This is a genomic window from Streptomyces asoensis, from assembly GCF_013085465.1.
In the GTDB taxonomy this organism is placed as follows: Bacteria; Actinomycetota; Actinomycetes; order Streptomycetales; family Streptomycetaceae; genus Streptomyces; species Streptomyces cacaoi_A.
In genome coordinates, this window is sequence record NZ_CP049838.1 from 3,433,768 (window position 1) to 3,446,961 (window position 13,194).

The window sequence follows — 13,194 nt, forward strand, 5'->3', positions numbered from 1 at the left end:
GCTTCGGTCTTGTCGCGGATTGGTTAACTCCCCACCGCCTGAGGCGAGATGGCCGATGATCGGAGCATGCGTTCACAGGACCAGCAGGACACCGCCGCTCGTCCCGCCCGGACTTCGCCCGCTGCCGCGCGCTCGACCGCCGCCGGTCCGGCCCTGTCCTCCGGACCGGCCGTGTCGTCCGGACCCGTAGGACCGGTAGGACTGGTCGGCCCGGTAGGACTCGCCGGACCGGTCGGACCCGTCGGGTCCGGGGGCGTGCTGTCCGCGGGGCAACTGCTGGCGTTGCAGCGCACGGCCGGCAACGCCGCCGTCGTCCAGACTCTGGAACAGCAGCGGCAGGCCCAGCGCCACACGCACGGACCGGCCTGCGGCCACAACGACTCCACTCCCGTACAGCGCCACGCGCACGGGCCCTCCTGCGGGCACAGGGACTCCGCCCCCGTGCAGCGCCACGCGCACGGGCCCTCCTGCGGGCACGACGAGTCCGCTCCGGTGCAGCGTTCGTCCGTGCCGGATGTGCTGCGCGCCGCCGGACAGCCGCTGGACGGGGCGGTCCGCTCGGAGATGGAGGCGCGGCTGGGCGCCGACTTCTCCGACGTGCGGCTGCACACCGGGCCGACCGCCCAGCGCTCGGCGGCCGAGGTGGGGGCCCGCGCCTACACCTCCGGCAGCCATGTCGTCATCGGTGCCGGCGGTGCGGACCGGCACACCCTGGCCCATGAGCTGACGCACGTCATCCAGCAGCGCCAGGGGCCGGTCGCGGGTACCGACAACGGCTCGGGGCTCAGCATCTCTGACCCCTCCGACCGCTTCGAACGCGCGGCGGAGGAGAACGCCCGCCGTGTCCTGGCCGGTCCCGCGCCCACCGAAGCGGCGCCCGTGCAGCGGACGGCGGCCGCTCCCGCACACGCCGGCGGGGAGATCGCCGTCCAGCGCTTCGGCGACGGCGAGGCGCCCTTCGACCACGCCCAGTACTACGCGAAGACGGGCTGGCAGGCGGCGGCCGAGGAGTTCGAGAAGCGGCTGGGCGCGTACTCCTTCGGGCATCCGAGGGCGCTCGCCGCGGCCCGCAAGACCGTGTCCCGGCTCAAGCAGCTGCTCATCGCCTACGCCCGCACGGAACACAAGGACACGGCACTCGCCAACAAGTCGTTCTTCAAGGACGACAGGACGAGCGCCGGACAGGTGGGCGAGGGGCTGACCACCGCCCAGATCAACGACTTCTTCTCCCGCGACGGCAACGTCCGTGAGCTGATCACGGCCGTCTACAACGCCGCCTACTACAACAAGGGAGCGGAGCTCTCGCTCAAGGACGTCCTCAACGGCATCATCGGGCCCAAGCCACAGCTCGCGTCCACCCTCGGCATGGACCAGGAGGAGCTGAAGAAGCACTCCGCGTTCCTCAACGGGTGGTCCCGCCCGCCCCTGTGGGCCGCGGCCAGCCTCAAGGGCAAGGGCTACAACTACGAGAAGGACCCGTACGCGCTGGGGAACCTGCTGTGGCAGTCGGACCCGGAGACCTTCGCCGGCGACACCCTCGAAATGATCGGCAGCCAGGGGCCGCGGAAGGAGCGGAGCGAGGCCGACAAGGAGGCCAACCGCAAGACCCCCCGCGACTACTCGGACCGGGGCGCCCCGCTCAGCACGCGCGAGCTGGCCTTCGTGGGCAATCCGGGCCAGGACGAGAAGCTGCCCTGGAACGAGGGCACCGCCTACTGGGAGATCCAGCAGAACGAGGCCTGGCCGAAGGCGAACGCCGAGCGCGGTATCCCGATCGTCGCCGGCATGTCCGGCACCACGACCCGGATGCTCAAGACCTTCCAGTGGATCAAGGTGTCCGGGGTGGACGTCTTCGACTACCGGATGGCCGTGATGGGCTGGATGCTGCCGTCCTGGGACCACTCGCTCTACGAGATCCTGCGCGGTTCCTGGGCGGCCGGGGTCAAGGGGCCGGGCGAGTCCGCGAGCAAGGCGGGCAAGGGCGCGGCGCTGATGTACCAGAACATCGCGCCCTTCACGGAGGAGGAGCTGCGGCAGAACGTCTGCGTCAACGGCCAGTTCCCGCACGAGCTGATGTACCTCGCCGAGGCCGACAAGCCCCGGGCGGTCGACCCCGCGGCGAGCGGCTTCATGGAGCCCGGCCAGGACGCGGCCCGCCAGGTGCCGGGCAAGTACAACGCCTTCGTACGGGGCGACACGACGCCCACGCCGCGCATCGCCAAGTGGAAGGCGGACAACAACGGCGCCTCCACCGAGGCCGTCGCGCAGAAGTTCAAGCCCGCCCACGCGACCGCCCTGATGACGTACACCGGCGGAGCACACCAGATGATCAACTCGGTGGTGCGCAGCCGGCTGCTGCCCGAGGGGTACGCGCCCTACGGCACCGGCGGCGTGGCCTCCGCCGGCGCCGAGGCCCTCTCACTGCTCCAGATCAAGCGCCAGCTCAGCTGGGCCGCCCAGAACGACAGTCCCAGTCAGGAGTGGGTGCCCACGCTCAACGAGGATCCGGTGATCGAGCCGCAGCTCGCGGACGCCCGGGGCACGGACCCGGTGGCCAAGAAGGCGGCGATGGTCGTCATCGACGCGCGGATCGACGTCCTCGCCCCCGTGCTCTTCGAGGAGCTCAAGGCGCACGCCGACATGACGATGGAGGCGCTGAACCGGCTGCCTCCCGTCACCGGCACGGTCTTCCGCGGCGACTGGAACGCAGGCGGGGACGAGTCGGTCTACCGGCTCGGCAAGCAGGCGGCGCTGAACTACCGGCCGGGCTCCGTCTTCACGACCTCCTTCGACAGCACCAGCAGGGAGGAGTCCGTGGGACTGGGCTTCATGCGGGGCCAGCGGGTCTCCGGCACGAAGACGCACCGGATCCTGCTGGAGCTGACGCTCACCGGAAAGTACGGCCGGGACATCGACCCCTTCCACCAGTACCAGGGCACCGAGGCGGAGGTCCTGCTCATGCCGGGCGCGAGCTTCAAGGTGGACAGGAGCGAGTGGAAGCAGGACCCGGGGCACGACCCGGCGAACGGCGGCAGTGACTGGTACGAGCACGTCTACGCGACAGAGGTGTGACGGCGGGGCGGGGACGAGGGACGCAACCCTCACACCCCCGCCCCGGCCCCGCTGAGGGCAGCGTTCCTCGCGGGAAACAACGGTGATGCGGTCGGGTAACGTCGGCAACGCACGCTCCTGGACATGACCTCGAATTCGCGTGTGGTGGTGATCGGCGCCGGCCTCGCGGGCGTACGACTCGCCCGCCGGCTCGGCGAGCTGGGCACGCCCGCGCTGCTGATCGGCGAGGAGGAGCACCGGCCCTACAACCGGGTCCTGCTCGCCGAGGTGCTGGCCGGCCGGTACGCCCCCGAGGTGATCGCGCTGCCCGCGCCCGCCGGACTGGTCAGGGGCCGGGTCACCGGCATCGACCGCGACCGGCGGACCGTGAGCTGCGCGGACGGCTCGGAGATCGCATACGACACCCTGGTCCTGGCCACCGGCTCCAACCCGGTGCTGCCGCCCCTGCGCGGTCTCTTCACGCCGGACCACGTCCTGCCGGAGGGCGTCCACGCCTTCCGCACCATGGACGACTGCCTCGGCCTGTCGAAGGCGGTACGGCCGGGCGTGCGGGCGGTCGTCATCGGCGGCGGCCTCCTCGGGGTCTCCGCGGCCCGTGCGCTCGCGGTACGCGGCGCCCAGGTCGTCCTCGCCCAGCAGGCCGAGCGGCTCATGGAACGCCAGCTCGACCCGAACGCGTCCAAGCTGGTGCTCCGGCACCTCAAGGACCTCGGCGTCGAGGTCCACACCGAGTGCCGGGTCCGCGACGTGCGCTGCGTCGGCGGCGCCGTCCGCTCGGTGGAGATGGCCGACGGGTACGCCCTCGACGCCGACCTGGTGGTGCTGGCCTGCGGGGTCTCCCCGCGCGCCGGACTCGCCAAGGCCGCGGGGATCGCCGTACACAAGGGAATCCTGGTCGACGACGAACTCCGCACGTCCGACCCGCACATCCGGGCGATCGGCGACTGCGCGCAGCACGACGGGAACGTGTACGGGCTGGCCGCACCGGCGCTCGAACAGGCCGACGTGCTGGCCGAGTCGCTCGCCGGAGACGCGGGCTCCCGGTACGGCGGCACCCGCGCCCTCACCCGGCTCACCCTCGCCGGGCACAGCGCCTTCGACCTCGCCGCGTTCGGCGAGACGGAGCCGCGCCCCGGCGACGACGTCGTACAGCTCGCCGACGCCACCCGGGGCACCTACCGCAAGGTCGTCGTCCGCGACGACCGCCTGGTCGGCGGGGTCCTCGTCGGCGAACTCGGCACCGTCGGCGCGCTGGCGCGCGCCTGGGAGGGAGCAGAGCCGCTCCCCTCCGACGGCGGCCCCCTGCTCCACCTGCTCACCAACGACGGAGGCTCCTGATGACCGCCACCCCCGGGGGCACCCCCACGATCGTGCTCGTCGGCCACGGCATGGTCGGCCAGCGCTTCCTCGAGGCGCTCGCCGAGCGCGGCCTGACCGCCACGCACCGCGTGGTCGTGCTGTGCGAGGAGCCGCGTCCCGCGTACGACCGCGTGCAGCTCACCTCGTACTTCTCGGGCCGGACGCCCGAGGAACTGTCCATGACGGACATGGCGTTCATCGCCGACCACGGGATCGAGCTGTACGTCGGCGACCCCGCGGAGACGATAGACCGCGAGGCCCGCAAGGTGACGGCCCGCTCGGGACTGGTGGTCGACTACGACGTCCTCGTCCTGGCCACCGGCTCCTACCCCTTCGTGCCGCCCGTCCCGAACAAGGACGCCGAGGGCTGCTTCGTCTACCGCACGATCGAGGACCTCCTCGCGATCGAGGCGTACGCGAAGTCGCGTGCCACGACCGGCGCGGTGGTCGGCGGCGGGCTGCTGGGCCTGGAGGCCGCGGGCGCGCTGAAGGGTCTCGGGCTCACCTCCCACATCGTGGAGTTCGCGCCCCGGCTGATGCCCGTCCAGGTCGACGACGGCGGCGGCGCGGCCCTGCTGCGCACCATCGAGGACATGGGTCTGAGCGTCCACACCGGCGTGGGCACCCAGGAGATCGTCGTCGGCGAGGACGGCGCGGTCACCGGTATGAAGCTCTCCGACGGCTCCGAGCTCGCCACCGACCTGGTGGTGTTCAGCGCCGGTGTCCGTCCCCGTGACCAGCTGGCCCGCGAGTCCGGCCTGACGGTCGGCGAGCGCGGCGGTATCGCCGTCGACGAGCAGTGCCGCACGGTGAACGACCCGCACGTGTTCGCGATCGGCGAGTGCGCGCTGGCCGCCGACGGCCGGGTGTACGGCCTGGTGGCCCCCGGCTACGAGCAGGCCATCACGGTCGCCGCGACCATCGCCGCCGACGAGTCCGAGCAGCTGTCCTTCACCGGCGCCGACCTCTCCACCAAGCTGAAGCTGCTCGGCGTGGACGTGGCGTCCTTCGGCGACGCGCACGGCACCACCGAGGACTGCCTCGACGTCGTCTACTCCGACTCCCGCTCGGGCCTGTACAAGAAGCTCGTCATCGGCCGCGACGGCACGCTGCTCGGCGGCATCCTGGTCGGCGACGCGGAGGCGTACGGCACCCTGCGCGCCTTCACGGGGTCCGTGCCGCCCGTCTCCCCCGAGTCGCTGGTCCTGCCGGCCGGTGCCGGGGAGTCCGTCCAGCTCGGCCCGTCCGCGCTGCCGGACGAGGCGATCGTCTGCTCCTGCCACAACGTGTCGAAGGGCACGATCCGCGGCGCGGTGACGGAGCACTCCTGCACGACCGTGCCCGAGGTGAAGAAGTGCACCAAGGCCGGTACCGGCTGCGGCAGCTGCGTCAAGGTGCTCGGCCAGCTGGTCACCGCCGAGCTGGAGGCGAGCGGCGTCGAGGTCGACAAGGGCCTGTGCGGCTGCTTCTCGCAGACCCGCGAGGAGCTGTACGAGATCGTCCTCGCCCTGCGCATCAACACCTACCAGGACCTCCTCGACCGCTACGGCCGGGACAGCGCCCGGGGCGGCGACGGCTGCGAGGTCTGCAAGCCGACCGTCGGCTCGATCATCGCCTCCCTCGCCCCGACGATCGGCGCGAGCGGCTATGTCCTGGACGGCGAGCAGGCGTCCCTCCAGGACAGCAACGACCACTTCCTCGCCAACCTCCAGAAGAACGGCTCCTACTCGGTCGTCCCGCGCATCCCCGGCGGTGAGATCACCCCCGAGGGGCTGATCGTGATCGGTGAGATCGCCCGCGACTTCGGCCTCTACACGAAGATCACCGGCGGTCAGCGGATCGACATGTTCGGCGCCCGGGTGGAGCAGCTCCCGCTGATCTGGACCAGGCTGGTGGACGCCGGCTTCGAGTCCGGTCACGCCTACGGCAAGTCGCTGCGCACGGTGAAGTCCTGCGTCGGCCAGACCTGGTGCCGCTACGGCGTCCAGGACTCCGTCCGCATGGCGATCGACCTGGAGCTGCGCTACCGGGGGCTGCGCTCCCCGCACAAGCTCAAGTCGGCGGTGTCGGGCTGCGCCCGCGAGTGCGCCGAGGCCCAGTCGAAGGACTTCGGCATCATCGCCACCTCCAACGGCTGGAACCTCTACGTCGGCGGCAACGGCGGCGCCACCCCGCGCCACGCCGACCTGCTCGCCCAGGACCTCACCGACACCGAACTGGTGCGCCTCATCGACCGGTTCCTGATGTTCTACATCCGCACCGCCGACCGCCTGGAGCGCACCTCGACCTGGCTGGACCGGATCCCCGGCGGGCTGGACCACGTACGGGACGTGGTGGTGGAGGACTCGCTCGGCATCTGCGAGGAGCTGGAGTCCCTGATGACCGACCACGTCGCGCACTACGCCGACGAGTGGGCGACCACCATCAACGACCCGGAGAAGCTCGCCCGGTTCGTGTCCTTCGTCAACGCGCCCGACACCCCCGACCCGGTCGTCGGCTTCGTCCCGGAGCGCGACCAGATCAAGCCCGACCTGCCGTTGCTGTCCATCGGCCACCGTCCCCTGGAAGGGAGCGCCCAGCGATGACCCTGGCACTCGAGACGACCGACCTCAAGGTCCAACTGCGGCTGGAGGAGCAGTGGTTCACGATCTGTGACCTCAGCCAGCTGATCCCCGGCCGAGGTGTGGCCGCCCTGCTGCCCGACGGCCGCCAGGTCGCCCTGTTCCGGGACCGGGCGGGTGAGCTGTACGCGGTCGACAACCGCGATCCGTTCGGCGGCGCGGCCGTCCTCTCACGCGGCCTGACCGGTACCCACGAGGGCCGCTCGTTCGTCGCCTCCCCTCTGCTCAAGCAGCGTTTCGACCTGCTGAGCGGGGAGTGCCTGGACGACGACACGGTGCGCATCGCCACCTACGAGGTGCGCACCGCCTGACGCTCGCCCGTCGCCTACCGCCGGCCCGGTGTCGTGGACTGGAGGCGTCGGGCCGGACGCGGGGCGGGGATGCCGGTGCTCGCGGCGCCGCCCGCGCTCCCGCTGCCGCCGCTGCCGCCGGTGCTTCCGGTGCCGCCGGGCCGGGCCGGTACCGCCGGGAGCCGGACCACCGCGTCGAGGCCGCCGCGCGGCGCGGGCCGCAGGACCACCTCGCCGCCGCTCGCATGGGCGAGGCGCTGCACCAGGGCGAGGCCCAGACCGGTGCCGCCCTTGGGGGCGTCCGGGGCGCGCCAGAAGCGGTCGAAGGCACGCCGGCGCTGCTCCTCGGTCATACCGGGGCCCTCGTCCATGACGTGCAGCTCGACCCGGCCCGGACCGGCCGGGCGGTGCGGATGCCGATGCGGGTGACGGTGCGGGAAGCGGCGCTCGTGGGGCGTGTGATGGCGCGGGTCGACGGAGACCGTTGAGCCCGGGGGCGCCACCCGCAGGGCGTTGGAGAGCAGGTTGTCGAGGATCTGCTCCACGGCCCCGGGCAGCGCCAGCACCTCGCCCGCGTAGTCCCCGGCCAGCGCCAGCCAGACGCCGTGCTGCTCGAACAGCGGCTTCCAGGCGCGATGCCGCTCCGCGCACACCCGGCCCAGGTCGACCGGCTCCCGTTCGACGGCGCTCTCGTCGAGCCGGGCCATCGCGAGCAGCCCCTCGACCATCCGGGCCAGCCGGTCGGTCTCGGTCAGCGCGGCGGTGAGCGAGCCCCGCGCGTTCAGGGCGATGTCGTTCTCCAGGTTCTCCAGCCGCAGCCGCAGCGCCGCGAGGGGCGTCTTCAGCTGGTGCGAGGCCTCACCGGCGAAGGCCCGCTGGGAGGCCAGCAGGTGTTCCAGGCGGGCGGCGGTCCGGTTGAAGGTCGCGGCGAGGCTGCGGACCTCCGGCGGCCCGTTGGTGATCGCCACCGGGACGGCGGTGCCACCCATCGCCAACTCATGGGTGGCGTGCTCCAGTTCACGGATCGGGCGGCCGGTCCAGCGGGCGATGACGAACCCGAGCGCGGCCACCGCGGTGAGCGCCGCCAGTCCGCCCAGGGCCAGCAACAGCCAGACGTGGTGGACCCGTTCGGACACCATTCGGGTCGGCACGGTGATCCGGACGGCGCCCTGTTCCTCGACGCCGTGGCGTACCGGGGTGGCCACCGCGAGGTACTGCACCCCGCCGATGGTGGAGGTGCGCACATCGGCCGTCGCGGTACCGCGCAGGGCGGCGGCGATGCCCGGCCAGGAGGGGAGGTCGCCCTCCTCCCGCTCGGTGAGCGGATGCGAGGAGGCCAGCAGGGTGCCGCTCCCGTCGACGATCAGCACCTTGCCGCCGATGCGTTCGGCGCAGTGCGCGGCCCGCTCGGGCAGGTCCTGCGCCGCCCGGCCCGCCGAGATGGACAGCGAGGCGAACGCCGAGACCGACTCCGCCTCGTCCGTCGCCGCGTTGATCACCCGCTCCCGCTCGCCGCGCGAGTACACGAAGCCCAGCGGGATCTCCAGGCAGAGCAGGACAAGGGCGGCGAGTGTGAGATAGCTGAGCAGCAGCCGACGGGTCATCGGTAGGCCGCCGAGTCATAGGCGTGTGGTTCGTAGGCCGACGGTTCGTAGGCCGACGGTTCGTAGGCGGCCTGGGGATAGGAGGCCTGCGGGAAGGCGGGCCGGGGGAAGGCCGGTGGAGCGGGAGCCGGTGGTTCGTACGGCTGCCGCGCGCTCGGGGAGGAGGTGTGCACGGCCAGCCGGAATCCCACTCCGCGCAGCGTCTGGATCCAGGCCGGGTTGCCCAACTTCCGTCGCAGGGTGGCCACATGGACGTCCAGCGTCTTGGTCGGCCCCTGATAGTGCGGGTCCCACACCCGGTCGAGGATCTGCTGGCGTGAGTACACGGCCCCCGGATCCTCGGTGAGCAGCGCGAGCAGCTCGAACTCCTTGGGCGTCAGGGTCACCGCCTCCTCCCCCACCCACACCTGCCGGGTCCGCCGGTCGACGACGAGGGGACCGGCGGCGGCAGCGACGGAGGCCGTGGCGGAGGCCGTGGCGGAGACTGTCGCGGCCCCCTCGAACGCCTCGTACGCCTCGTACGCCCCGGTCGCCTCGTACGCCCCGGTCGCCCCGGTCGCTCCGGCCGCCCCGGCCGCTCCGGCCGCCCCGGTCGTCTCGGACGCCGGAGCGGCGAGAGGGGCGGCGGCCGGCGGTGCGAAGGGCTCCCCGCCGACCGGCTCCTGTCCCGTGAACTCCCGTTCGGCCAGCCCTCGGTGGGTCCGCCGGGTCACCGCGCGCACCCGCGCCACGAGCTCACGCATGCTGAACGGCTTCGCCAGGTAGTCGTCGGCGCCCAGCTCCAGACCCAGCACCCGGTCGGCCTCCTCCCCCCGGGCGCTGAGGATGATGATGGGGACGTCGGAGGTCTGCCGGATGCCCCGGCAGACGTCGATGCCGTCGATGTCGGGCAACCCCAGGTCGAGCAGGACGACATCGCCGTACGGCCCCCTCAACCCCTCGCTGCCGGTGCCGACATGACGCACCGCCAGCCCGAAGTTCCCGAGGCCCTCGACGAGCGGTTCGGCGATCGTCCGGTCGTCCTCGATGAGCAGGACTCGTACACCCATGCGTTCCCGTCTCTCCTGTGCACCGAATTCACATGTTCCGTGGATCCGTCACGCTACAAGAACGGTCAGGAATACGCCTCAGATCTCCTGGACAATGTGAGCAGCGGCTCAACTCCGGACGAAAACTGTCCCATTCTTGTCGGCGGTTTAGTGTTCCTCTAACCTTCGCCTGGCATTGGCTCCTCTACGGTGATGAGGAACTGGTCGGACCCCCATGCCGACCAGCTCTGACCTGGGAGGATCCGTGAAGGCACTACTGGACCGCGCCCGCTCGTTCAAACGACGGGTCGACTTCGAAAGCGGCGAATACCGGCGACTGGCCGAAGGCCAATATCCCGAGGCATTGTTCATCACCTGCTCGGACTCACGGGTGATACCCGCACTGATCACGGGCGCGCGGCCCGGTGAGATATTCGAGCTGCGAAACGCGGGCAATATCGTTCCGCCGCACGACCGGCAGGGCGCCTCCGGCGAGGCGGCCACCATCGAGTACGCACTGGAGGTGCTCGGCGTTCAGGACATCGTGGTGTGCGGCCACTCCCACTGCGGTGCGATGGGCGCCCTCAAGTCCGGCGACGACCTGTCCGCGCTTCCCGGCGTGGACGCCTGGCTCCAACTGGCCCGCCCCAGGCTGGCGTCCGTCCTGGACGGCGACGTCGAGGACCCGTCGATGCCGGACGTCGCCCAGCTGAACGTCGTCAACCAGCTTGCGGTGCTGCGGAGTTACCCGGCGACGCAACGGCGTCTCGACGCCGGGCAACTGCGCCTGCACGGCTGGTACTACGAGGTGCACACCGGTCAGGTGCACGAGCTGGACGAGGACGGCCTGTTCCGGGTGCACGCGGCATGAGCGGCGCACACGCCAGGCACGCCCGGGGCCGGGGCACGGGCACCGCCACGGGCACGGACTGGGACACAGGTACGGACTGGGACACGGGCACCGACTGGGGTGCGGGCGCGGACTGGAGCTCCGGGGACAGTGACGGAAGGGGCCGCACGTTCGGGGAGGCGGCCGGGCTGACCGGTCCGCCGACCCGGTCGGCCGCCCCACCGCCCCGGCCCATGTCCCCTCCGATGCCCCCGCGCACGCCCACGCGCCCACCCGCGCCACCGCCACCACCGCCACCGACGACGGGGCGGGACACCACCGCGAAGGCCACCGCGAAGGCCGCCTCGAAGGCCGCCTCGAAGGCCGCCTCGAAGGCCACGGCGAAGGCCACAACAGGGGACACGGCTAGGGACACGGCGAAGGCCGCCCTGAAAGCGGCTGTTCCGAAGGGTGACCTGGCCACCGAGATCACGGCGTCCCTCGTCGTCTTCCTGGTCGCGCTCCCGCTGTGCATCGGCGTGGCCGTCGCCTCGGGTGTCTCCCCCGAGCTGGGCATCATCTCGGGCGTCATCGGCGGTCTGGTGGTGGGCGCGGCGCGCGGCAGCACGCTTCAGGTGAGCGGCCCGGCCGCCGGTCTCGCCGCGCTGGTCGCGGAGACCGTGCTGGAGTACGGCGTGGCCATGCTCGGAGTGATCGTGCTCTTCTCGGGCCTCCTCCAGATCGTCCTCGGCCTGGTGAAACTGGGCCGGTTCTTCCAGGCGATCTCCCTGGCCGTCGTCCAGGGCATGCTCGCGGGCATCGGCCTGCCGCTGATGTTCAGCCAGGCGTACCCGGTGGCGGACGCGAAGGCCCCCGGCACGCCGCTGGAGAACATGGCCGGCATCCCCGGCCTGCTCGCGGACACGGTCGCCGACCCGCAGGCGATGATCGCCGCCGGGCTCGGCATCGTCACGGTCGTCCTGAGCTTCCTGTGGAAGAAGGCACCGGGACCGGTCAGGAAGGTGCCCGCGGCCCTGGTCGCGGTGGGCATCGGCATCACGGTCGCCGCGCTGCCGGGCGTCGACGTCAAGACGCTCCAGGTGGGCAATCTGCTGGCCTCCGTCGACGTACCGGGAGCGGAGCAGTTCGCGGGTCTGGCGGACGCCGGGATCATCACCGCGATCCTGACCTTCACCGTGATCGCCTCGGCGGAGTCGCTGTTCACGGCGGCCGCGGTGGACCGTATGCACGACGGCCCGCGCACCCGCTACAACCCCGAGCTGATCGCCCAGGGCGCCGGCAACACGCTCGCGGGACTCCTCGGCGCCCTGCCCATCACGGCAGTGGTGGCCCGTAGTTCGGCGAACGTCCAGGCGGGCGCCAAGACCAGGCTCTCCCGCACCCTGCACGGCCTGTGGCTGCTGGCGTTCGCGCTGCTGCTCCCCCAGGTGCTGGCCCTGATCCCGATCTCGGTCCTGGCGGGCGTACTCGTGCACAGCGGCTGGAAGCTCTTCGCTCCCGACGAGTTCCCGAAGATGTGGCGGCAGGACCGGGGCGAGTTCGCCGTCATGACGATCACCACCCTGGTCATCGTGGCGACGGCACTTCTGGAGGGCGTTCTGATCGGCCTCGCGGCGGGCATCGTGCTGGCCGCGGTGCGCATGTCCCAGACGGTCATCCGGCAGCACACCGAGGACGACACCGCGAAGGTGGTGATGGCGGGCAACGCGACGTTCCTGCGGCTGCCCCAGGTCATCGAGGCCCTGGAGTCCGCAGCCGAGGCCGGCAAACCCCGGATCCGGCTCGACCTCACCGGCGTGACCCACCTCGACCACGCCTGCCGCAGCCAGGTGGAGGAGTTCACCGCCCAGCAACGCGGCAAGGGCCTACGGGTGGAACTGCTGATGCCCGGCCCGGCGAAACGACCGCCCGCGGAGGAGCAAGCGGCGCCGGTGGCCGACGGCCCCCAGCTCTCCGACCCGCTGCCCCGCCGCCGGACGGCCCCCACGCCCGCCACCGCCTCCGTCGCATCCGCCGCTGTCTCCGGGGCCGGGTCCGGGTCCGCTCCCGGCCCCACCGCCGAATGGTTCTACCTGGACACCACACCGATGCCGGAGGACTTCGCGCAGCGGTACGCGGAGGAGTACGCCCCCGGGTACGCGGAGGGTTACCCGCGGGGGTACTCGGAGGGGTACGGGGGCGAGTACACCTCGGGGTTCGCGCGCGGGCAGGCGTGACCGCGGGCACGGGCGCGACCACGGGTCTGCCGGACTGCACGGCGTGCGGCGCGGCTGTCCGAGGGACTCCACCGTGACGGTGTGGGACATCGCCACCGACGCCTGGTCCGACAGGGTCCGTGTCTCCACGGGCCGCAACCGGCCCCTGAGGTGA

At 71.9% G+C, this 13,194-nt stretch carries 8 protein-coding genes; 6 read left to right on the forward strand and 2 right to left on the reverse strand.

What is annotated here, in order from left to right:
• Nucleotides 1-66 precede the first annotated feature (66 nt).
• From G9272_RS15385 to nirD, 4 genes are all read left to right on the forward strand, one after another.
• The gene (locus G9272_RS15385; RefSeq protein ID WP_253267813.1) at nt 67-3,072 is read left to right on the forward strand and encodes an eCIS core domain-containing protein; all 3,006 of its coding nucleotides are present in this window, start codon (nt 67-69) and stop codon (nt 3,070-3,072) included.
• A 123-nt stretch (nt 3,073-3,195) separates the two neighbouring features.
• Nucleotides 3,196-4,410: an NAD(P)/FAD-dependent oxidoreductase gene (locus tag G9272_RS15390; protein WP_171397112.1), complete on the forward strand. Its 1,215-nt coding sequence runs from the start codon at nt 3,196-3,198 to the stop codon at nt 4,408-4,410.
• Entirely contained in the window at nt 4,410-7,016 is a 2,607-nt protein-coding gene (nirB, locus tag G9272_RS15395) for a nitrite reductase large subunit NirB (protein WP_171397113.1), read from the forward strand. The genes G9272_RS15390 and nirB overlap by 1 nt, the downstream gene beginning before the upstream one ends.
• On the forward strand, nt 7,013-7,363 hold the full coding sequence (gene nirD, locus G9272_RS15400; protein ID WP_171397114.1) for a nitrite reductase small subunit NirD: 351 nt from the start codon (nt 7,013-7,015) through the stop codon (nt 7,361-7,363). The genes nirB and nirD overlap by 4 nt, the downstream gene beginning before the upstream one ends.
• Nucleotides 7,364-7,377: 14 nt before the next feature.
• On the opposite strand, the gene G9272_RS15405 is transcribed toward nirD, so the two are convergent.
• Together G9272_RS15405 and G9272_RS15410 are read right to left on the reverse strand one after the other, a co-directional pair.
• Nucleotides 7,378-8,946 (reverse strand): sensor histidine kinase, encoded by a 1,569-nt coding sequence (locus tag G9272_RS15405; protein WP_171397115.1) that lies wholly within the window; start codon nt 8,944-8,946, stop codon nt 7,378-7,380.
• A complete protein-coding gene (locus tag G9272_RS15410) occupies nt 8,943-9,995 on the reverse strand; it encodes a response regulator transcription factor (RefSeq protein WP_253267814.1) in 1,053 nt (350 codons plus the stop codon). The genes G9272_RS15405 and G9272_RS15410 overlap by 4 nt, the downstream gene beginning before the upstream one ends.
• Nucleotides 9,996-10,239: 244 nt before the next feature.
• Here G9272_RS15410 and G9272_RS15415 point away from each other — a divergent pair, with 244 nt between their 5' ends.
• Nucleotides 10,240-10,845, forward strand: coding sequence for a carbonic anhydrase (locus G9272_RS15415; protein ID WP_171397116.1), 606 nt, complete (start codon nt 10,240-10,242; stop codon nt 10,843-10,845).
• Nucleotides 10,842-13,040, forward strand: coding sequence for a SulP family inorganic anion transporter (locus tag G9272_RS15420; protein WP_253267815.1), 2,199 nt, complete (start codon nt 10,842-10,844; stop codon nt 13,038-13,040). The genes G9272_RS15415 and G9272_RS15420 overlap by 4 nt, the downstream gene beginning before the upstream one ends.
• Nucleotides 13,041-13,194 lie beyond the last annotated feature (154 nt).

Coding starts and splice junctions, on each gene's coding strand:
- G9272_RS15385 (WP_253267813.1), top strand. CDS start 67: ATGCGTTCACAGGACCAGCAGGACACCGCCGCTCGTCCCGCCCGGACT.
- G9272_RS15420 (WP_253267815.1), top strand. CDS start 10,842: ATGAGCGGCGCACACGCCAGGCACGCCCGGGGCCGGGGCACGGGCACC.
- G9272_RS15410 (WP_253267814.1), bottom strand. CDS start 9,995: ATGGGTGTACGAGTCCTGCTCATCGAGGACGACCGGACGATCGCCGAA.
- G9272_RS15405 (WP_171397115.1), bottom strand. CDS start 8,946: ATGACCCGTCGGCTGCTGCTCAGCTATCTCACACTCGCCGCCCTTGTC.
- G9272_RS15390 (WP_171397112.1), top strand. CDS start 3,196: ATGACCTCGAATTCGCGTGTGGTGGTGATCGGCGCCGGCCTCGCGGGC.
- nirB (WP_171397113.1), top strand. CDS start 4,410: ATGACCGCCACCCCCGGGGGCACCCCCACGATCGTGCTCGTCGGCCAC.
- nirD (WP_171397114.1), top strand. CDS start 7,013: ATGACCCTGGCACTCGAGACGACCGACCTCAAGGTCCAACTGCGGCTG.